General features: G+C 62.0%; 23 protein-coding genes. 6 read left to right on the forward strand and 17 right to left on the reverse strand.

Features of this window, described 5'->3' with window-relative positions:
• Positions 1-81: 81 nt before the first annotated feature.
• Positions 82-753, forward strand: coding sequence for a tetratricopeptide repeat protein (locus tag BSY240_RS20945; RefSeq protein WP_054148451.1), 672 nt, complete (start codon positions 82-84; stop codon positions 751-753).
• Positions 754-793: 40 nt separating this feature from the next.
• Positions 794-2,215, forward strand: coding sequence for a ribosome biogenesis GTPase Der (gene der / locus BSY240_RS20950; protein ID WP_054148452.1), 1,422 nt, complete (start codon positions 794-796; stop codon positions 2,213-2,215).
• Between the two features lie 9 nt (positions 2,216-2,224).
• Here der and BSY240_RS20955 read toward each other — a convergent pair whose 3' ends face one another.
• Positions 2,225-3,319, reverse strand: coding sequence for a glycosyltransferase family 4 protein (locus tag BSY240_RS20955; RefSeq protein ID WP_054148453.1), 1,095 nt, complete (start codon positions 3,317-3,319; stop codon positions 2,225-2,227).
• A 180-nt stretch (positions 3,320-3,499) separates the two neighbouring features.
• Between BSY240_RS20955 and bglA the strand changes: the two genes are divergently transcribed.
• Positions 3,500-5,161 carry a beta-galactosidase BglA gene (gene bglA / locus BSY240_RS20960; protein ID WP_069043606.1) on the forward strand — a complete coding sequence of 554 codons (1,662 nt, stop codon included), beginning with the start codon at positions 3,500-3,502 and terminating at the stop codon, positions 5,159-5,161.
• Positions 5,158-5,610: an aminoglycoside 6'-N-acetyltransferase gene (gene aac(6') / locus BSY240_RS20965; RefSeq protein WP_069044082.1), complete on the forward strand. Its 453-nt coding sequence runs from the start codon at positions 5,158-5,160 to the stop codon at positions 5,608-5,610. Before bglA ends, aac(6') begins: the two co-directional genes overlap by 4 nt.
• A gap of 3 nt (positions 5,611-5,613) precedes the next feature.
• Here aac(6') and BSY240_RS20970 read toward each other — a convergent pair whose 3' ends face one another.
• The 10 genes from BSY240_RS20970 to BSY240_RS21015 all read right to left on the reverse strand — a co-directional run bounded on the left by BSY240_RS20970 (position 5,614) and on the right by BSY240_RS21015 (position 12,133).
• Positions 5,614-6,405: an ion channel gene (locus BSY240_RS20970; RefSeq protein ID WP_054148456.1), complete on the reverse strand. Its 792-nt coding sequence runs from the start codon at positions 6,403-6,405 to the stop codon at positions 5,614-5,616.
• Between the two features lie 9 nt (positions 6,406-6,414).
• Positions 6,415-6,519, reverse strand: coding sequence for a type II toxin-antitoxin system YoeB family toxin (locus tag BSY240_RS20975; protein WP_083229690.1), 105 nt, complete (start codon positions 6,517-6,519; stop codon positions 6,415-6,417).
• Between the two features lie 18 nt (positions 6,520-6,537).
• Entirely contained in the window at positions 6,538-6,783 is a 246-nt protein-coding gene (locus tag BSY240_RS20980) for a hypothetical protein (protein WP_069043607.1), read from the reverse strand.
• Positions 6,780-6,986, reverse strand: a complete 207-nt coding sequence (locus BSY240_RS20985; protein WP_069043608.1) for a hypothetical protein — start codon at positions 6,984-6,986, stop codon at positions 6,780-6,782. The genes BSY240_RS20980 and BSY240_RS20985 overlap by 4 nt, the downstream gene beginning before the upstream one ends.
• 50 nt (positions 6,987-7,036) lie before the next feature.
• Positions 7,037-8,731 carry an adenine deaminase gene (gene ade / locus BSY240_RS20990; RefSeq protein WP_069043609.1) on the reverse strand — a complete coding sequence of 565 codons (1,695 nt, stop codon included), beginning with the start codon at positions 8,729-8,731 and terminating at the stop codon, positions 7,037-7,039.
• A 90-nt stretch (positions 8,732-8,821) separates the two neighbouring features.
• A complete protein-coding gene (locus BSY240_RS20995; protein WP_069043610.1) occupies positions 8,822-9,238 on the reverse strand; it encodes a carboxymuconolactone decarboxylase family protein in 417 nt (138 codons plus the stop codon).
• Positions 9,239-9,248: 10 nt separating this feature from the next.
• Entirely contained in the window at positions 9,249-10,061 is an 813-nt protein-coding gene (locus tag BSY240_RS21000) for a cyclase family protein (protein ID WP_069043611.1), read from the reverse strand.
• Between the two features lie 174 nt (positions 10,062-10,235).
• Positions 10,236-11,102, reverse strand: a complete 867-nt coding sequence (locus BSY240_RS21005; protein WP_069043612.1) for an aldose 1-epimerase family protein — start codon at positions 11,100-11,102, stop codon at positions 10,236-10,238.
• 130 nt (positions 11,103-11,232) lie between these two features.
• Positions 11,233-11,532 carry a hypothetical protein gene (locus BSY240_RS21010; protein ID WP_069044083.1) on the reverse strand — a complete coding sequence of 100 codons (300 nt, stop codon included), beginning with the start codon at positions 11,530-11,532 and terminating at the stop codon, positions 11,233-11,235.
• A 199-nt stretch (positions 11,533-11,731) separates the two neighbouring features.
• Positions 11,732-12,133 carry a rhodanese-like domain-containing protein gene (locus tag BSY240_RS21015; RefSeq protein ID WP_069044084.1) on the reverse strand — a complete coding sequence of 134 codons (402 nt, stop codon included), beginning with the start codon at positions 12,131-12,133 and terminating at the stop codon, positions 11,732-11,734.
• 140 nt (positions 12,134-12,273) lie between these two features.
• Here BSY240_RS21015 and BSY240_RS21020 point away from each other — a divergent pair, with 140 nt between their 5' ends.
• Both BSY240_RS21020 and BSY240_RS21025 read left to right on the forward strand, forming a co-directional pair.
• The gene (locus BSY240_RS21020) at positions 12,274-12,684 is read left to right on the forward strand and encodes a thiol-disulfide oxidoreductase DCC family protein (RefSeq protein WP_069043613.1); all 411 of its coding nucleotides are present in this window, start codon (positions 12,274-12,276) and stop codon (positions 12,682-12,684) included.
• A gap of 52 nt (positions 12,685-12,736) precedes the next feature.
• Positions 12,737-13,414, forward strand: coding sequence for an SDR family oxidoreductase (locus tag BSY240_RS21025; RefSeq protein ID WP_069043614.1), 678 nt, complete (start codon positions 12,737-12,739; stop codon positions 13,412-13,414).
• A 114-nt stretch (positions 13,415-13,528) separates the two neighbouring features.
• Here BSY240_RS21025 and BSY240_RS21030 read toward each other — a convergent pair whose 3' ends face one another.
• The 6 genes from BSY240_RS21030 to BSY240_RS21055 form a co-directional block, all read right to left on the reverse strand.
• Complete coding sequence (locus BSY240_RS21030; protein WP_069043615.1) at positions 13,529-14,782, reverse strand: hypothetical protein; 1,254 nt, start codon at positions 14,780-14,782, stop codon at positions 13,529-13,531.
• A gap of 247 nt (positions 14,783-15,029) precedes the next feature.
• On the reverse strand, positions 15,030-16,136 hold the full coding sequence (locus BSY240_RS21035; RefSeq protein ID WP_069043616.1) for a branched-chain amino acid ABC transporter substrate-binding protein: 1,107 nt from the start codon (positions 16,134-16,136) through the stop codon (positions 15,030-15,032).
• A 181-nt stretch (positions 16,137-16,317) separates the two neighbouring features.
• Positions 16,318-16,587 carry a hypothetical protein gene (locus BSY240_RS21040; protein ID WP_069043617.1) on the reverse strand — a complete coding sequence of 90 codons (270 nt, stop codon included), beginning with the start codon at positions 16,585-16,587 and terminating at the stop codon, positions 16,318-16,320.
• 255 nt (positions 16,588-16,842) lie between these two features.
• Positions 16,843-18,171 (reverse strand): aspartate aminotransferase family protein, encoded by a 1,329-nt coding sequence (locus tag BSY240_RS21045; RefSeq protein ID WP_054148537.1) that lies wholly within the window; start codon positions 18,169-18,171, stop codon positions 16,843-16,845.
• Positions 18,172-18,522: 351 nt separating this feature from the next.
• Positions 18,523-18,840 (reverse strand): ArsR/SmtB family transcription factor, encoded by a 318-nt coding sequence (locus BSY240_RS21050; RefSeq protein ID WP_006725707.1) that lies wholly within the window; start codon positions 18,838-18,840, stop codon positions 18,523-18,525.
• A 116-nt stretch (positions 18,841-18,956) separates the two neighbouring features.
• On the reverse strand, positions 18,957-19,703 hold the full coding sequence (locus BSY240_RS21055) for a HugZ family pyridoxamine 5'-phosphate oxidase (RefSeq protein WP_069043618.1): 747 nt from the start codon (positions 19,701-19,703) through the stop codon (positions 18,957-18,959).
• Between the last annotated feature and the right edge of the window lie 3 nt (positions 19,704-19,706).

Raw genomic sequence — 19,706 nt, forward strand, 5'->3', positions numbered from 1 at the left:
TACAAGCGGGCAAAAATCGGCTAGAAGGCCGCTCACGCATGATAGACTGCATCGAAAGGCCGGCGACGTCCGGGAGTATGAATGGTTGACCAGAACGACAGCTTTATCCGCGAAGTGAACGAGGAGCTTCGCTCCGACCAGGTGCGCAATGCCTGGAAGCGCTACAGCCGCTGGATCATCGGTGTCGCCGTCGTCATCGTGCTTGGCACGGCCGGTCATCGCCTCTGGACGCATTGGGACAGCACCCAGGCCTCGGATGCCGGCGACAAGTTCCTCGCGGCGCTCAATCTGGCTGACCAGGGCAAGCGCGACGAGGCGGAAGCGGCACTCCAGGCGCTGGAGCAGGAGGGCTACGGCGCCTATGGCGTGCTCGCCCGTTTCCGTGGCGCCTCTGTTCTGGCCGAAAAGGGTGACCCGGCCGGCGCCATTGCCTCCTTCAAGACGATTGGCGACGATGCCTCGATCCCGGAGGCCGTGCGCAACACGGCGAAGGTTCGCGCCGCATGGTTGCTAGTGGATACGGGCTCTTACGAGGATGTCTCGGCGGTCGTCGAGGCGATGGCAACGCCGACCAATGCCATGCGCCACGCTGCCCGCGAAGCGCTGGGTCTCGCCGCCTACAAGGCCGGCGACATGGTCCGCGCCCGCGAATGGTTCGAACAGATCAGTGAAGATGCGGAAACCCCGCGCAATGTCGCCAACCGCGCCCAGATGCTGCTCGACAACATCAAGGCCTCCGGCAAGGCGCCGTAACAACGACAAGGCCTCTTAAGGCCGGAAAGCTAGCGTTCCCATGAGTTTCACAGTCGCCATCGTCGGGCGCCCGAATGTCGGCAAGTCCACGCTCTTCAACCGCCTCGTCGGTAAGAAGCTTGCGCTGGTCGACGACACCCCGGGTGTGACCCGCGACCGCCGTCCGGGCGATGCCAAGCTTGTGGATCTGCGCTTCACCATCATCGATACTGCCGGTCTCGAAGAGGCCGGCGCCGACACGCTCGAAGGCCGCATGCGCGCCCAGACGGAAATGGCAATCGACGAGGCGGATCTGTCACTCTTCGTGGTCGACGCCAAGTTCGGCCTGACGCCCGTCGACCAGACGCTCGCCGAAATGCTGCGCCGTCGTGGCAAGCCGGTGGTGCTCGTTGCCAACAAGTCGGAAGCACGCGGATCCGATTCAGGCTTCTATGACGCCTATACGCTCGGCCTCGGCGAACCGGTGCCGATCTCGGCTGAACATGGCCAGGGCATGATCGACCTGCGCGACGCCATCGTCGAAGCGATCGGCGAGGATCGCGCCTTCCCCGAGCCCGACGACGAGGCGGAAACCGATGTCGTCCTGACCGAGGGTGAGGGCGAGGAAGACGAAGAGTTCGAACCCGAATACGACGACACCAAGCCGCTGCGCGTCGCGATCGTCGGTCGTCCGAATGCCGGCAAGTCGACGCTGATCAACCGCTTCCTCGGCGAAGATCGTCTGCTGACCGGGCCTGAGGCCGGCATCACACGCGATTCGATCTCGGTGGAATGGGACTGGCGCGGCCGCACCATCAAGATGTTCGACACCGCCGGCATGCGCAAGAAGGCGCGCGTGCAGGAAAAGCTCGAGAAGCTCTCGGTCGCCGACACGCTGCGCGCCGTCCGTTTCGCCGAGACCGTCGTGATCGTCTTCGATGCGACCATTCCCTTCGAAAAGCAGGACATCCAGATCGTCGATTTCGTGCTCCGCGAAGGTCGTGCCGCCGTGCTTGCCTTCAACAAGTGGGATCTCGTCGAAGATACGCAGGCGGTCCTGGCCGACTTGCGTGAAAAGACCGAGCGGCTTCTGCCGCAGGCCCGCGGCATCCGCGCCGTGCCGATGTCCGGCCAGACCGGCTACGGCCTCGACAAGCTGATGCAGAACATCGTCGACACCGACAAGGTGTGGAACAAGCGCATCTCGACGGCCAAGCTCAATCGCTGGCTGGATAGTGTCACGACCCAGCATCCGCCACCGGCCGTTTCCGGCCGCCGCCTGAAGCTGAAATACATGACGCAGGTCAAGGCTCGTCCGCCGGCGTTCATGATTTCCTGCACGCGCCCCGACGCGCTGCCGGAAAGCTATGTGCGCTATCTGACCAATGGTCTGCGCGCCGATTTCGATATGCCGGGCGTGCCGATCCGCATCCACTTCAAGGCGGGCGAGAACCCGTTCGAGGGCCGTAAGCGGCGCCGCTGATCGGCAGTCTCACTCGGTTGCGGGTGCCTGATAGCTGTCCGCGTCTTGCGGGCGGATCCCGAAGCGCTGCCTGAGACCACGCCTGCGGCGCTGCTCTTTCGCTTCCACGACATTGTCGAAAAACTGCTGAGTGGCCGCTTCCCAGGAATAGGTCTCGGCCAGCCGTCGTGCGGCCTGGGGCGAGGCCTGAAGGGCCGCGATACAGGCGATTTGCAGGTCGCGATCCATGGCGCCGGCATTGGAGCCGGACGGTATGATGTCGACGGGGCCGGTCACGGGATAACCGGCGACGGGGACGCCGGAGGCCAGCGCTTCGAGGATGGTGTTGCCAAAGGTGTCGGTCTTCGAGGGGAAGACGAAGACATCGGCTTCGGCATAGGCTCGGGCGAGATCCTCGCCATGTTTCATGCCGGTGAAATGCACGTCGGGATAGCGCGCCTGAAGGTCGGCACGGGCAGGGCCGTCACCCACCACCACCTTGGATCCCGGCAGGTCGAGATCGAGAAAGGCCGGCAGGTTTTTTTCCACCGCGACGCGACCGACCGTCATGAAGATCGGACGGGGCAGGCCGAAAGGTTTTTCAGATTTTTCGCGGGGGTAAAACAGGCTAGTATCGATGCCACGGCTCCAGAGGCAAAGATTGTTGAGACCCTGTGCTGCCAGTTCCCGTCTGAGGCTTTCGGTCGCCACCATGCAGGCGCCGCCGCGATTGTGAAACCAGCGGACATAGGCATAGAGCCAGGAAAGCGGCACCGGCAGACGGGCCGCTACATATTCCGGAAAGCGCGTGTGATAGGTCGTCGAGAAGGCACGCTTGTGCTTGAGGCACCAGCGACGGGCCATCAGGCCGAGCGGGCCCTCTGTGGCGATGTGAATGTAGTCGGGCTGCTGCTCTTCCAGCATCCGGCCGATGCGGCGCGGTGTGACGAGCGACAGGCGGATCTCAGGATAGGTTGGCATTGGGGCGCTGCGGAAGGGTGCCGGCGTGATCATCGAGACCTCGACGCCCATCTTCTGCAGTTCGCGATTGGTGGTCTCGATCGAGCGGACAACGCCATTGACCTGAGGGTGCCAGGCATCGGTCACGATGGTCAGTCTCGGCATGGCGTGTCCGCCCTCATCCGAACGGCCGCCGGAGCGGCGATTCACCCTCTGAAGCTCTGACCGCCTTATGCGGGTCCAATATTACAGTCTGATGTCAGTCGAAGAAGGGGTGTTTGACATCGGTCTCCGAACCCGATTCCCTAGGCGCGACCTGACGATTCCCGCTCAAAGGATCCGCCCATGACGAAGTCACCCGCTCAATCCCCCCGATCCAATGCGGCCGACTGGTGGCGGGGCGCCGTCATCTACCAGGTCTATCCGCGCTCCTTCCAGGATACGGATGGCGACGGGATCGGTGACATCAAGGGCATCATCGAGCGACTGCCCTACATCGCCTCGCTCGGCGTCGATGCCATCTGGCTCTCGCCTTTCTTCACGTCGCCCCAGGCCGACATGGGATACGACGTGTCGGATTATTGCGACGTCGACCCGATGTTCGGCACGCTTGGCGATTTCGACGCTATGATGAAGGAGGCGAAGCGGCTTGGCCTCAAGGTGATCATCGACCAGGTGATCTCGCACACGTCCGATCAGCACCCCTGGTTCAAGGAAAGCCGCGCGAGCCGGGATAATCCGAAGGCCGACTGGTATGTCTGGGCGGCCGCCAAACCCGATGGTACCGCGCCGAATAACTGGCTCTCGGTCTTCGGTGGCCCCGCCTGGGAGTGGGACGGGGTGCGCAAGCAATATTACATGCACAACTTCCTCGCCTCGCAGCCTGATCTCAACTTCCACAACAAGGCGGTCCAGGATGCCGTGCTCGACGCGGTAAGGTTCTGGCTCGATCGTGGGGTCGACGGCTTCCGGCTCGACACGGTCAATTATTACTTCCACGACAAGGAACTGCGCGACAACCCTCCGCATGTGCCCGACAGCGAGGATGCCGGGCTCGATGCGCCCGACGTCAATCCTTATGGCATGCAGAGCCATCTCTATGACAAGACGCAGCCTGAGAATATCGAGTTCCTCAAGCGCTTCCGGGCATTGCTCGACCAGTATCCGGACCGCACGACCGTGGGCGAGGTTGGCGATGGCGCCCGTTCCCTGAAGACGGTCGCCGCCTACACCTCCGGCGGCGACAAGCTGCACATGTGCTACACCTTCGACCTACTGGGGCCAGACTTCACGCCGAGCCATATCCGCCACTGCGTCGAGAGTTTCCAGAAACAGGTGAAGGACGGCTGGGTCTGCTGGGCCTTTTCCAACCACGACGTTACGCGGCATGTGAGCCGTTTCGTCCAGCAGCCGCAGGAACGGGAGGCTGTGGCGCGGCTCGCCATATCAGTGCTTTCGGCTCTCCGCGGCTCCATCTGCCTCTATCAGGGCGAGGAGCTTGGCCTGCCCGAGGCAGAGCTTGCCTTCGAGGATCTGCGCGATCCCTATGGCATCCGCTTCTGGCCCGCCTTCAAGGGGCGTGACGGGTGCCGTACGCCGATGGTCTGGGAAAAGGGCAAGACGCAGGCCGGCTTTTCCACGGGCAAGCCATGGCTTCCGGTGCCGGTGGAGCATCAGGCGCTTTCGGTCGATGTGCAGGAGAGGAACGGCGGCTCGGTGCTCCCCCACTACCGGGCGACGCTTGCCTTCCGCAAAAGCCATCCGGCGCTGATCGATGGGGACATGGAGTTTCTGGCGACCAATGAGGATGTGCTGGCCTTCATTCGCTCTAAGGGCGACGACCGGCTGCTCTTCGTCTTCAATCTCCGCCGGGGGCCGCAGGAGATCGGCTTGCCTAAGGGGCATGGCGTGCGCGAGGTGTTTCCCATGCCCGGCCTGACCGGCTCGGTAGTCGACGGAGAGATCCGCCTCGGGCCGCTGGATGGCATTTGCGCGCGATTGTCATGACCGGGTTTCGGGTTCGGCGAGCGACAGAAGAGGATCTCGACGCCTGGGCATCCCTTCGCCATCAGCTCTGGCCGCACCTGTCGCTTGAGGGACACCGGACGGAAATCGTCGACGCGCTGGCGCAGCCGGAGAAGCTTGTCGCCTTCCTTTGTGTGAGTGCCACCGGCAACGCGATCGGGCTTGCCGAGGCGAGTGTGCGGTCGGACTATGTCAATGGCTGCGAGACTTCGCCGGTGGCCTTCCTGGAGGGCATTGTGGTGGACCCGTCTTTCCGTCGGCAAGGCGTGGCGGCGAGCCTCGTCGCGGCCGTTACAGATTGGGCGAAGGATGAAGGCCTGAGCGAACTCGCTTCCGATGCCGAGATCCACAATACCGTCTCCCATGCCATGCATGCGGCACTGGGCTTCGAAGAGACCCAGCGGGTCGTCTATTTCCGCAAGTCGCTTTGACGATCAGACGGCGCCGTCATCGGGAATGTTGAGCACATGGCCGCAGGCCTTGCAGTGCACGGCGTCCACGTCGTGTCGCTGAAGCCCGCATTGCGGGCAGGGGAAGGTCACCTTGTTGGGGCGGACGATCGCCTGGGCGAGCCGCACAAAGAGCGAGATACCGATGATCATGGTGACGATCGACGTCAACTTGCCGAAGGTGCCGGGCAGCGTGATGTCGCCGAAACCCGTCGTCGTCACGGTCGCCACGGTGAAATACATCGCATCAATGAAGCCGGTGCCGGGATCTTCGCGATAGAAAAAGAAGGTGTAGACGAAGCCGGTTACCAGAAAGAGGAAGACGAAGAGATTGATGAAGGCGGTGACGACATCCGTCTGCTCCTTCAGCCCAAGCCGGTTCAGCATCAGTTTGAAGACCGGTCGCTGGGCGACGGCCCAGATGCGCGCCACGCGCAGGAAGGCGAAGTTGAACAGCCATTGCGGGAAGAGCAGCGTGCCCAGCACGAAAAGATCGATCCAGGTCATCGGCCGCATCAGGAAGCGGCGCGTCGACCAGGACGCCGACCATTGGGCAATCAGCTCCACCGCGATCCAGGCGGCAATCATGTAGTCGAGGATCAGGTAACTCGGACGATCACGCAGATAGGGTCCGGCGAGGAAGAAGCCGATGATCGCGATGTCGATCACCATCAGCGTGAACTGGAAGCGGATCGCGGCGGTATCGCGGCCGTAGTAGAGGCGAACGAGGCGCTGGCGGAACGGCTTGATTCGATTGCCTTCAGTCTCGGATACCATGGGCCCTCGTCAGTAATGGTAGCGGCATTGCAGGATGACCAGCGTCTGGTCTTCTCCCATGCCGACAACGGCGTAGACGATCCTGTGTTCCTGGGTGATGCGGCGGGACCACATGCCTCCAGCACACAGCGATCATCGAGTGATCAGTTTATCGTAATCCGCATGAGAGCCGATCCAGTCCTCGCTCGACCGGACGGCAAGCGCCCGATGTCCAATGCCGACCCTCGCCGACCAGACCTTGCCGATCTGCTTGAAGTGCAGAGATGGATGCTGGGGATCGACCTTCAGGCGATCGAAGTTACGGTCGACGAGTTTGCGAACCGCTTCTGGAAGTGCGTTGTAACAAGCCCAGAACTCCGGTGTCGTGTGGTGATTCACAGCGGCCGCGTTCGCGCACCCGCGTGAGATGCCAATGCCAACGCGCCCTCGATGAGTTTGTCCAGTTGTCCTGCTGCCGAATCGTGTTCGATCTCTCGATCCCAGCGCTCGGCGCGCAGTTCTTCCACCGAGGCCGCAAAGGTGTCGAACTCCTCAGGCGACAGTTCGCGGACCATTTCTACAAGACGTTCGAGACGGGTCATGGCTTCATCCTCGCTTCAAACATAAGACTTCTATGGTCCGCTGCCAATCCTCACCCGATCAGGCAGAACTTGTCGACATCGACCATGCCCTTGTCGGAAATCTTCAGATGCGGGATCACCGGCAGCGGCAGGAAGGCGACCTGGAGGAAAGGTTCTTCGAGTTGTGTTCCAAGGGCATAGGCGGCTTGTCTCAAGTGGTGCAGCGTGTCGCGCACGCTCTCATAGGGCTCGAGGCTCATCAGGCCGGCGACGGGCAGCGGGATCTCGCCGGTGACCTTGCCGTCTTCCACCACGACGAAGCCGCCCTTGATTTCGCCGAGCCTGTTGGCGGCGAGCGCCATGTCCTCTTCTGAGACGCCGACGACGCAGATATTGTGGCTGTCATGGCCGACGGTCGAGGCGATGGCGCCCTTCTTCAGGCCGAACCCCTGAACGAATCCATTGGCGTGGTTGCCGTTCTTGCCGTGACGCTCGATGACGGCGACCTTGATCACGTCATTTTCGAGATCGACGGAGGTCTGGTTGCCCGAGGTCGGCAGGCGGTAGCGGCGGTGTTCGGTGATGATCTTGCCGGGCATGACGCCGATCACGGGTGTTTCGCCCTCTGCGACCGGCACGCCGAAGTCCGCAGCCTTCACTTCCCGTGCCTTGACGCTGTCGAGCCCGACGGGGGCGACCGGCTTGCGGGTGGCGAAGAGATCGTCGGTCACCCGCCGGCCGCCGGCAAAAACCATATCGGCCTTGCAGTTTTCGAGGCTGTCGATGACCACGAGATCGGCCCGCCAGCCCGGTGCCACGAGGCCTCTATCGCGAAGTCCGAAAGCGCGGGCGGCCGAAATCGAGGCGGCGCGGTAGACGGTGATGGGATCCACGCCGTGTCTGATTGCTTCGCGGATGAGATAGTCGAGATGGCCCTGCTCGGCGATATCGAGCGGGTTGCGGTCGTCGGTGCAGAGCGCGAGGAAGGGCGACAGCCGCTCGGTCAGGATCGGCATCAGCGCGTGCAGGTCTTTCGAGACCGAGCCCTCGCGCACAAGGATATGCATGCCCTTGCGGATCTTCTCCATGGCTTCCGCAGCACTCGTGCATTCGTGGTCGGTGCGGATGCGGGCAGAGAGATAGCCGTTCAGGTCTCGGCCCGACAAGAGCGGTGAATGGCCGTCGATATGGCCGTCCTGGAAGGCTTCGAGCTTTGCCATGCAGATCGGATCCTTGTGGATCACGCCCGGAAAATTCATGAATTCCGCAAGCCCGATCACCTTCGGATGATCGCGGAAGGGCAGGAGCCTTTCGATCGGCAGGTCGGCACCCGACGTTTCCAGATGTGTCGCCGGTACGCAGGACGAAAGCTGGACGCGGATGTCCATGATCGTCTGCTCTGCGGAATCCAGGAAGAACTGGATGCCCTCGGTGCCCAGGACATTGGCGATCTCGTGCGGGTCGCAGATCACGGTCGTCACGCCATAAGGCAGCACGCAACGGTCGAATTCATGCGGGGTCACCAGCGAGCTTTCGATATGCAGATGCGTATCGATGAAGCCGGGCACGACGATCTTATCCGTGATGTCGATGACCTCGCGGCCTTCATAGTCCTCGACGGTTCCAACGATGGTTTCGCCGCAGATCGCGATGTCGGAGGCAACCAGTTCGCCGGTGACCAGATCGAAGAAGCGCCCACCCTTCAACACGAGATCCGCCGGCTCGCGGCCTGTCCCCTGATCGATGCGGCGTTCGAGGTCGGTCATGCGGCGTCTCCGATTCTGTTGTTCCCGGCACTGTAGCGACTGGGACGGGTAGAGGGAAAGGGCCACGATCTCGATCTGCGGTGCAGCTTCTCAAACACCCTTGCTGGCGGGATGAGCCTCAAACCGCTCATCCACCGGCACGCCAAGCGCCAGTGCCAGCGCATTGGTGCGGCTCGCCATGGAGACGACCTGCAAGAGCTCGGCATGCATCTCGGGCGTCATGCCCTTGGCCTTGGCCGAGGCGGTGTGGCTATGAACGCAATAGGCGCAGCCGTTCGTCGCCGACACCGCGATGTAGATCAGCTCCTTCACCAGCGGGTCGAGGGCGCCGGGTGCCATCACGGTCTGCAGACGCTCCCAGACGGATTTGAGTTCGTCCGGATCATGGGCGAGCGCCCGCCAGAAGTTGTTGACGTAGTCGGTGCCGCGTTTGGCGCGGATGTCGTCGAAGACGGCGAGCGCTTCCGCGCTCGCCTGCTCGTCGCTGAGGAGAGGGAGGACAGCCATGTGCTCGTCCTCAAACCAGCGCCAGGACGCGGGCCGGCCCACCGGTGCCGCGCTTGTGCTTCGGGGCGCCGACCATGATCGTCGCTCCGGTGACCGGAAGCTCCTCCAGATTGTTCAGGCATTCGATGCCGTAGCGCCCGCCCGGCAGCCAGCTGTTGTGCACGGCGAAGTCGGCCGAATTGCCCGGATCGAGCGAGAGCGTATCGACGCCGATTGCCGCGACATCGAGGGTGGCGAGTAGGTCGGTCGCCGACTTGGCAAAGCCCGGGAAGGCGAACTTGCCTTCGCCGTCGTTGCGGAAGGCGGGTTCACCCACCTTCTTCGCCCAGCCGGAGCGAAGTGCCACGACCGCGCCCCGAGGGATCTCGCCATTGGCGCTGATCCAGGCCTCGACGTCTGCCGCCTCGACCATCGCATTGGCGTCTTCTTTGGCGCGGTCGGTGATGTCGATGATCGCGAGTGGGGCGACCAGTTGTTGCGGTTCGATCTGGTCGACGCTCTTGCCGTCGGCGCTGAAATGGAAGGGGGCGTCGATATGGGTGCCCGTGTGCTCGAAGATTGTCAGCTTGTGAAGCTGGTAGCCGTTACCCTCAAATTTGACCGCCCATTCATATTCAATGCCGGGGTTGCCGTCGAAGGTCGGGAAGGTCTCGTCATAGGCGTGGGTGAGGTCCACCACCTTGCTCGGGCTCTGCTGCGCCAGAACCGGCTTGGAAACTCCGCCGGCGGCGACGGCCGCGCCCGCAAACGCCATGCCCTTGAACAGCGAGCGCCGCGACAGCATGTTCTGCTTCACATTCTCGATCACGCAATGATTGCACATTGGGGTTGCCCTCTCCACGGTTGGTAACCCGTGGAGAGTAGCCGAAGGATGGCAGCGAGCAAGAGGTGTCTCGAGCGCTAGTCTCGAAGCGCAGTCAAGGGAATTTCCCGGAGAGGACCGCCGCCAGGGATGACCAGGCGCGCTTATGATCCGGGTCGCATGGGACCTTCTTCCTTACCCCCTGATCTCGACTGAAAACCCGAAGCGCATGACATCTCCTGCCGGCAGGGCCACCGTATAGGGCCGTTCAACCAGTTCGGCGGTCCCACCCGCATGGGCCGCCATGCCGTGCCAGGGTTCGACACAGAGGAATGGGGCGCCAGGCTTTTGCCAAAGGGCGATATTGGGCAGGTTCTCGAAAGTGAAATGCATCGAGGGCCCGCTTTCTGCGGCATAGGTGAGCCCCGTGCCCGCATCTTCAGGGAAGACCAGTGCATCATTGGCAAAGAGCGCATGGTTCAGATCGAGCCTTCCGGCCGTGAAGGGGGAGGGTAGGCGCTTGCCGATCAGTCCGGCTTCGAGCTGCACAACGGCAGGTTCGGCGCCATTGTGGAGCTGAACATGATGCGGCTTGCCCTCGGCTCCTGGCAAAGGCCAGAGAAAGGCAGGGTGAAAACCGAGGCCGAAGGGCAATAGCCCGTCGCCGGTGTTCTCGACGGTTGCCGTCACCGACAGGCTGCGTCCGTCGAGGCGGTGCTCCAGCGTCAGGCGAAAATCGAAGGGATAGACCTCGCGCGTTTCGTCGCTCGAGACCAGTTCATGGCGACAGGCCGTCGCCGTCTGCACGACAATTGCAAACTCGCGGCGGCGAGCGATGCCGTGTTGCGCCATGGGATAGGTCTTGCCATCGATCGCCAACCGGTCGTCCGGCGCCTTGCCGACGATCGGGAAGAGGATGGGGGACCGCCCCGTCCACCAGGTGGCATCGCCGTTCCAGAGGAAATCACGGCCATCCGCTGTCTTTAGCGACTGCATTTCTGCGCCGAGCGTCGAGACCTCGACGGCAAGTTCCTGGTTGGCGATGCGAATCGTATGGGGCATTGATGGTCCTCGTCTGTTTGGCCGCACCCTAAAGGGATTGGCGGCAAAGTGCGACGCGGATATGTCGAGCTTCACTCTCGAGCTCTCCAGGGCTGTCTTCGCTGGGGCTTCCTCGAAGAGGTGCTCCTGTTCAGACGATCACGACACGCTCGCCGAACGGGGTGTCTTCATCGAAATTCTGGGTGCCGATGCGCTCGCTCTCGCCGGAGAGACGCTTCTCCTTGGCATCGCCGTCGTCTTCCGCAGCAGCGCCTTCGGAGATCTTCTCGTCTGCATCTTGCTGATGCCGTTCTTCGAGGTCGTGATTGATCTTCGATTGGCGGGCCGCGACCCAGGCGTTTTGCGCGTCGGAACCCAGGTTCAGGGTGTGGCCGCCTTCCGTCTGCGAAGAGGCGGCGCTTGGTGAAGTCCTGCTGATGCGTTCGACCATGATCGTCTCCTCACGAGACTTGGCCCTCACGACACCTGCCATGACCTCCTGTCACGGACAAGGCGAACGCGGGCCGTTGCGGAGCATCGACCCAGCCTCGTCGCCGTCATGCGCGAGGGTTGCGATCGTGCGGCTTTCACGCTTCAAGATAGAGCAAGAGCCCTCGGTATTCAACGTGCGGCCGGTCGCTGGTCGCCCGTCAGCCCTTCGTCTTCACCATGACCGTCTCGACCGGCAGGCCCCGATCTCGCCATGCGGAAAAGCCGCCTTCGAGATGGCAGACGTTTTCCAGCCCCATCTCAAGTGCCGTCTTCGTCGCCAGCGCCGAGCGCCAGCCGCTGGCGCAGAAGAAAAGGAAGAGTTTGCCCTCTGCAAAGACTGGTTTGTGGTAGGGGCTCTCCGGGTCGATCCAGAACTCCAGCATGCCGCGCGGGCAGGAGAAGGCCTCCGGGATCGTGCCTTCCCGTTCGCGCTCGCGCGGGTCGCGCAGGTCGACGAAGACAACATTGCTCGCCGAATGCAGACGCGCTGCCTCCGACGCATCTACCGCCTCGACCAGTGCCTCCGCTTCCGCCAGCAAGTCCTTGTAGCCCTTCTTCATGTCCATCCTCCCGACCTCTTCCCGCCTGTTGCCAGATTTCGCCATCCTAACGCTGTCGCTGCGTCTGTCACGATCTCCGTTGCCGGTAATGACAGCTTGCCGCATTGTCGTTGGTCCTAGAGACGCCTAGATTGCCTCTCATGGACACCATACCCGCCGGCGGCCCAATCATCCTCTTCGATGCCGAATGCATCCTGTGTTCGGCCAATGCGCAATTCGTGCTTTCGCAAGATGGCAAGAAGCGGTTTCGTCTGGCTTCGATGCAGGGCGAGGTGGGCTCGGCGCTCTACCGCCGCTTCGGCATCGATCCTGGCAATCCGGACAGCATTATCGTGGTCGACGGCGAGCACATGCTGCGCGACAGCGATGCCGTGTTGTCGATTTATGCCGGCCTCGGCTGGCCCTGGAAGGTCCTGTCGGTCTTTCGGTTCGTCCCCCGGTTCATCCGCGACCCGCTCTACCTTCTGCTCGCGAGAAACCGCTACCGGCTCTTCGGCAAGCGCGAAAGCTGCTGGCTGCCGGCACCGGAGTATCGCGACCGGCTACTTTAACGCTGGCTGAACTCTAAGCGAAACTTTCCCCGTCTGTCGCCGTTGAGGCTTCATGAAACATGCAATCGTCACAGGCGGCGCCGGCCTTATCGGCGCAGAAGTTTGCACCGCTCTCCAGACCGCCGGTTATGAGGTGGCCTCCTTCGATCTGAAGGCGGGGCCGGCCGGCATCCGGTCGTTTCTCTGTGATGTCTCCGATGAGGCGGCCGTTTCGGCCGCTTTCGCCGAACTCGGCTGGACAAGCCTCGATCTGCTGGTCAACAATTCCGGGATTGCCAGTCCGGAACGGGGACCGATCATCAGCCTCTCGCTCGACGATTGGCGCAAGGTCACGGACAGCCACCTGACGGCGGCCTTTCTGATGACACGTGCTGCCGTGCCCTTGATGGGGGAGGGGGCGTCCATCATCAACATGCTGTCGACGCGTGCCTTCATGTCGGAGAGGAATACGGAAGCCTATGCTGCCTCGAAAGGTGGTCTCTTCGGGTTGACCCACGCCCTTGCAGTCAGTCTCGGCCCGAAGATCAGGGTCAACGGCATTGCGCCCGGCTGGATCTCGGGAGACCACGACTTGCTGCCCGAAGACCATGCCCAACATCCAGCCGGCCGCGTCGGGCGACCGGAGGATGTCGCGAAAGCCGTGCTCTATCTCGCCGACGCCGGCTTCATGACCGGATCGGTGCTGACGCTTGATGGTGGCATGACGCGGAAAATGATCTACGCCGAGTGAGGAGGCGCCAATGCTGAAAAGGGCCGCTGAGCCTCGCAATAGCCTAGGCTGTCGACCCTCGTAAGGCGGCTTTGCGCGGGCTTCAATTTGTTCGAGCCCGCGCCTGGCGCTCGATCACGCCGCCAGTTGCAGCCGCATCAGATCGCCATAAGCCGACACCAGCCGATCGACATGCAGTTCGGCCTCCTGTGGCCCGAAGCTCAAGTGGCTGACGACGAAATCGGAGTAGATCGCCACGGGCCTGTTCAGAATTCGAGGCATGTCGACGGCCAGCGCCTTTTCGTCGCCTAGACGCCGGAAACCGAAGTGCTTCAGATCCTGACCTAGCCATGAGATGAAGTTGATCGAAACCCGTTCCTTCACCTCCACGACCGGTTGGACAAGTGGCATGCGCTTGTCCGGCGTCTGGAGGAAATAGTCATGCAGCGCATTCGCACGGCTTCCGCTTTCCCAGAGGCTGCCGTTGAGGCCACCCGGCGGCATTTCGAAGTGGCCGACTTCGATGGGAAGGGAGCCCGACCTTTGTTGCCAGTGGGCGCAGACACCGTTGTTGACGACGTTGGCCGAAACCAGGAAGGGGGTCGGATTGTCCCGGCGGAAGGCGATGAAATCGCTCAGGCGCTCCAGGTTCATGTAGACGATATCATCGTCGCACTTCATGAAGATGGCGTCCTGGAATCGGTTCGCATGCTTCGAATAATAGGCGTAGGTGTGGTGGTAGGGGTATTTCTCGTTCCGCGGACCGATATAGCGGCGGACCTTATCGTTGACGTTGAGGATCTCGAGGTCTGAACCCCAGCCGCCACGGACCATCACATCGGCGCCGCCGGAAAGATTGATCTCGTTGATCGGACCGATCTTCATGCCGTTGACTGTCAGGACAGGGTGGCCATTGCGGTCGATCGCCAGGGCAACCGGGTTGGGCAGGCTGGGGGAAAGGATGCCCGGTGTCGAGAATTCGGCAATCCGCGGAACCGTGTCACGGTTGAAGGTCGCGAGTTCCGACCGGCCCATCTTGCGAACCGCGCTCAACTGGTTGTCCCAGCCGCCGACCACGAACTCGTAGAAGACGTCCGGATCGTTCTTCGGCAGTAATGCCAGATGCAGATCGCCGCCGATGCCCGCATCCATGCGGAACGGCGACAAGGCGGTCACCTCGCCTGCAGGATTGTAGGGGGTGTCCGGATGCATGAAGCGCGCGGGCCCGAAGTTCTCGGAGACCCAGAGGCGGTCCTCTTCGGAACGGGTGAAGTCCCAGACGTGCCACTCGTCGATGATCCCGGCAGAAAGCGCTGCCTTCACATAATTCGTGAGGATTTCCATCCGATTGCGTCGGCCTGCAAAGGTGATCAGTATAATGGGCGCCATGAGAGTTCCACCGGGTTGAGTTGAGTACTCCTTGCAGCCGAACATTGAGCGAAGCTTTCTGGCACACTTGCCGAACGAGTTTGATCGAGGATATCAAACTATAAATCGGCACGATCATGTGCTGTCCAAGTATCGGGACTTCGCGCGCGCAGTCGTTCGTTTCACTGGTGTGCTCTCCAATCTTCGTTTGCCAACAAAAAAGGCGACCCTCGTGGGCCGCCTTTTCAAGGTCAGATAGCGTGTCAGCTTACTCGGCAGCGACCGTCTTGCCAGCTTCCCACTTGTAGACCGCGAAGCTCTGAGAGGTCAGGTCGCCGGTCTCGCCGTAGGTCAGCTTGCCGATGGCGGTCGGGATTTCCGAGCCGTCCTTCAGTGCTGCGGCCACAGCTTCCGCGTCGTCGGTGCTTCCGGCCTTGGCGATGCCGGCGGCGATGACCTCGACAGCTGCATAGGTGTTCAGCGTGAAGGCTTCTGCGGGGATGTTCTTGGCGGCAAGCGCGTCGACGGCGGCCTTGCTGTCATCGTTCTTCAGCGCGTCGGCCGCATTGGTAAAGATCGTGCCTTCGGCAGCGTCGCCGCCGATGGTGACGAATTCGTTGTTCGACAGGCCGTCACCGGCGATCAGCTGGGCCGAAAGACCGGCATCCTTCATCTGGCGGACCATCAGGCCGGCTTCCGGGTGGTAGCCGCCGAAGTAGATGACCTCGACGCCTTCGGCCTTCAGGCGGGTAATGAGGGCGCCGAAATCCTTTTCGCCTGCTGTCAGCGAATCCTTGAAGACTTCGGTGACGCCGCCGGCGTTCAGGGCTGCCTGGAAGGCATCGGCGAGACCTTTGCCGTACTGGCCCTTGTCATCGAGGATGGCGATCTTCTTGTCCTTGTAGGCGCCGAGAACGAGCTTGGCGGCGACGTCCGCCTGCTGGTCGTCACGGCCGCAGGTGCGAAGCACCGTGGTCAGGCCGCGGGCGGTCAGGTCAGGGGCGGTCGCGGTCGGGGTGACCATGAGCACACCGTTTTCGGCGAGAACGCTGGACGCGGGGACGGCGACACCCGAGGTGACCGGGCCGACGACGAAACGCACGCCTTCACCGACGAGCTGGTTTGCGGCGGAGACGCCCTGCTTCGGCTCACCTGCGTCGTCGGCGATTTTCAGGGTCACCTGTTCGCCGTTGATCCCGCCCTTCTTGTTGATTTCCTCAACGGCGGTTTCGGCGCCATTCTTGATCTGCGCGCCGACGGCTGCCAGCGGGCCGGTCAGCGGCGCCATCAGGCCGAGCACGATTTCGGCACGGGCAGCGGGGGCGCTGGCGATCAGCGCGGCCAAGGCTGCGCCTGCGAAGAGTTGAAATTTCATGTCCTGCTCCTTGGGTCGGCGCGACCGATCTATGTCGGTTTCAGCGCCATTCGGGTTCTTTTGTTGCTCCCCGTGATCGCTTTAGACAAAAACGACGAGCAGCAAAAGACCCGATGCCGTGGTGTGCGATCACGCCACAGCTTTGTCGGGGCAGCCTATGGCCTGACGGTAAGGCCCGTCTTCAGACGGTCAGAATATGGCCGCCAACGCCGTCTTCGGCTTCGAAGCCGGCCTTGGCGGCGGCTGCGTCCTGTTCCTTGCGCAAGGCAAGTTCGGCCATGGCGATTTGCTGAAGTTCGAAGAGATCATTGCTGATCTGCGCCCGGCGAGCGGCAAGGCGGGCTTCGTCGGCGCGCGCTGCGGAGATCGCCTCGGGTTCCGGGGCTGCCCTTGCGGGTGAGTTTGCGAGGGAAACGTCTTTACCGAACATACGCTTGAAGAGGTCAACCACGGATTTCCTCCAGGGACCAGATCCGCTTGCGCCCTTTGCGACGTGATGTCGGTGATGACGATTGCGGATGTGCTGAAGTCGTCGCCCGAGCCTTTCGCGATCATCTGCGCCAGGATCGAACGTGCGATTCCCGACAGAATACGGGATGGTGCGACAAGCGACAAGCGCGAGTGAAATCGATGGTCAGCTTCGCGCAAGCTACAAAAAAAGCGGCCACGCGGGCCGCTTCCTTGCATCTGGTTCCGAGTGCAGGCCTCAGATGTTGTTCATCAGCACCTTGCGCAGCTTGTCGAACAGCTCGTCGATCTGCTCGTGGGTAATGATCAGCGGCGGCGAAAGCGCGATGATATCGCCGGTGGTGCGGATCAGGAGGCCGTCGTTATAGGCGTTGAGGAATGCGTTGAAGGCGCGCTTCGTCGGCTCGCCATCGATCGGCTTCAGCTCGATCGCACCGATCAGGCCGAGATTGCGGATGTCGATGACGTTCGGGCAATCCCTCAGAGAGTGCAGCTTCTCTTCCCAATACGGGGCGATTTCCGAGGCGCGGGTCAGCAGACCCTCTTCCTTGTAGGTGTCGAGTGTGCCGAGCGCGGCTGCAGAGGCGATCGGGTTGCCGGAATAGGTATAGCCATGGAAGAACTCGATCATGTGCTCAGGTCCCTGCATGAAGGCGTCATGGATCTCGGCGGTGACGAAGACCGCGCCCATCGGGATGACGCCGTTGGTCAGGCCCTTGGCGGTGACCATGATATCGGGCTTCACGTCGAAATACTGGGCAGCAAACGGCGCGCCGAGGCGGCCGAAGCCGGTGATGACTTCATCGAAGATCAACAGAATGCCGTGCTTGGTGCAGATCTCGCGAAGGCGCTGCAGATAGCCCTTCGGCGGGATCAGAACGCCGGTCGAACCGGAGACCGGCTCGACGATCACGGCGGCGATGGTTGAGGCGTCATGCAGGGTGACGATGCGCTCCAGTTCATCGGCCAAGTCGCCGCCATGCTCGGGAATGCCCTTGGTGAAGGCGTTCTTGGCCGGCTGGTGGGTGTGCGGCAGGTGGTCAACGCCCGTCAGGAGCGTGCCAAACATCTTGCGGTTGGAGACAATGCCGCCAACCGAAATGCCACCGAAATTGACGCCGTGATAGCCGCGCTCGCGACCGATCAGACGGGTGCGCGATCCCTGTCCCTTCACGCGCTGGTAAGCGAGGGCCACCTTGAGCGCCGTCTCCACAGATTCCGAGCCGGAATTGGTGTAGAGCACATGGGCCATGTTGTCGGGGGCGAGATCGATCAGGCGGTTGGCCAGTTCGAAAGCCTTGGGATGGCCGAGCTGGAAGGCCGGCGCATAGTCGAGTTCGCCGGCCTGCTCGCGGATTGCTTCGGTAATCAGCGGGCGGCAGTGGCCGGCATTCACACACCAGAGGCCCGCGGTGCCGTCGAGCACCTGACGTCCGTCATGGGTGGTGTAGTGCATGTCCTTGGCGCCGACGAAGAGGCGCGGCTCCTTCTTGTACTGGCGGTTCGCGGTGAACGGCATCCAGAAGGCGCGCAGGTCGTTCGGCGTGGAATTGAGGCGGTTAGACATCGTGTTCTCCATGGCCCTTTGGTCGCGGGCGGCCATTCTCCCTGATGTCGGCTGCAAGGGCCGAACTCCGTTGATTGCGCCGTCACGTTATCAGGGCGCATGGCATGGTCAAGCCACCGGCAGGGGCGCATCAACAAAGGTCATGGATCGCTGAATTCGGGTGATGGAAGCGCGATGCATCGACGACCCGTTGCTGAAAAGGCGCGTGCCGTCGGTGCCAAGCAAAAAAGCCCCGGCGGCGATGCCGTCCGGGGCTTTGAAATATCGAATGCCAGAGGCTTCATCCGCGCGAGCGGATGTTCACCTGATCGCCTCCCACCCTCAATCAGTGCGCTTCTGGCAGCGCTGTCATCAAGCGGCGGTCTTGCTCGCTGCCGGGGGGCAATAGATGCTTTCCAGCGTTGCAAGGATCTTGATCACCGATTCCGAGGTCGAGGAGTAGTAGATCGTCTGTGCGTCGCGACGCGTCTTCACCAGCTTCTGTGCGCGAAGCTTGGAGAGGTGCTGGGACAGAGCCGACTGGCTCAGGCCGACCTGGGTCGCCAGAACACCGACGGGAACCTCACCTTCGACGAGGCTGCAGAGGATCATCAGTCGCTTCGGGTTTGCCATGGCGGACAGCAAGCCTGCAGCAACGGTCGATTGTTCGGACAAAGCTTTCGTTTTCATCTCAGTTCAACTTTCTTTGGTCGAGCGCCCTTGGGGGGAGTGGCAGTCGTTGAAAATCCATCACTTAATTGGAGGCTAAACTCTACCAGCATCATCCAATTTGTATATGCCTAAATTTAAGGTACTGCGTATACTGATTTAGGTAACTCTAATAGCAGATGTTGGGCATTTGTGATCGGCGTCACAAACTCGTGGCGAATCAGCAAGTCTTTGAAAACGATGTCTAATCCGTGCGAATCGATGGCGGCAATGCGCCAGTCGCCCCCAGGGGCGCCGTGAATTTTTGTCGCGATGCGCGTTGCGAGCTCCGGATGCCGCCCCCCTAATTCTCGCAGTAAGGCCGCCTCACACTCAAACAAATCATCATTGATTTGCGGGATCGAGAAATCCGCGCTGCTCAAATGATAGGCACGGCCGAATCCGCCATTCAGGCTCGCCCGTTCGGGCCTCAGCCGGAAGAATCGAAAGTCGGGGAAGTCGATGTAAAGCTGCGATTTCGCATGGCGGGCGAGGAAGCGGCTGCGCAGCCTCTGGTGCGTATCGCTGTCGCGCTCGACGGTTTCGGCCTTGCATTGCAGCGTCAGGCGCGGATGGGCAAGCGGGTCGCCCTTGCCTGGTTCGCCTGTCAGAAGAGAGGCACGCGGATCCGCGAGCAGGGCCGTCGTGTGGGCGGACAGGCCGGAGACGAGAATGACCGCGGCGCCGTCGCTGTCCATGCCGAGCAGCACGCGGCTGACGAAAGGAAAGCCGGTCTCCGGATCGATCACGCCGATCGCCGCGAATCGCGCGCCCCGCAGCAAAATGCGCGCCTGGCGGCGCGCATCGTCGTCGGTATCCCTGATTACCTGGGGCTTGTCGTTCATGTC

The sequence above is a fragment of the Agrobacterium sp. RAC06 genome (genome assembly GCF_001713475.1).
Taxonomy (GTDB): Bacteria; Pseudomonadota; Alphaproteobacteria; order Rhizobiales; family Rhizobiaceae; genus Allorhizobium.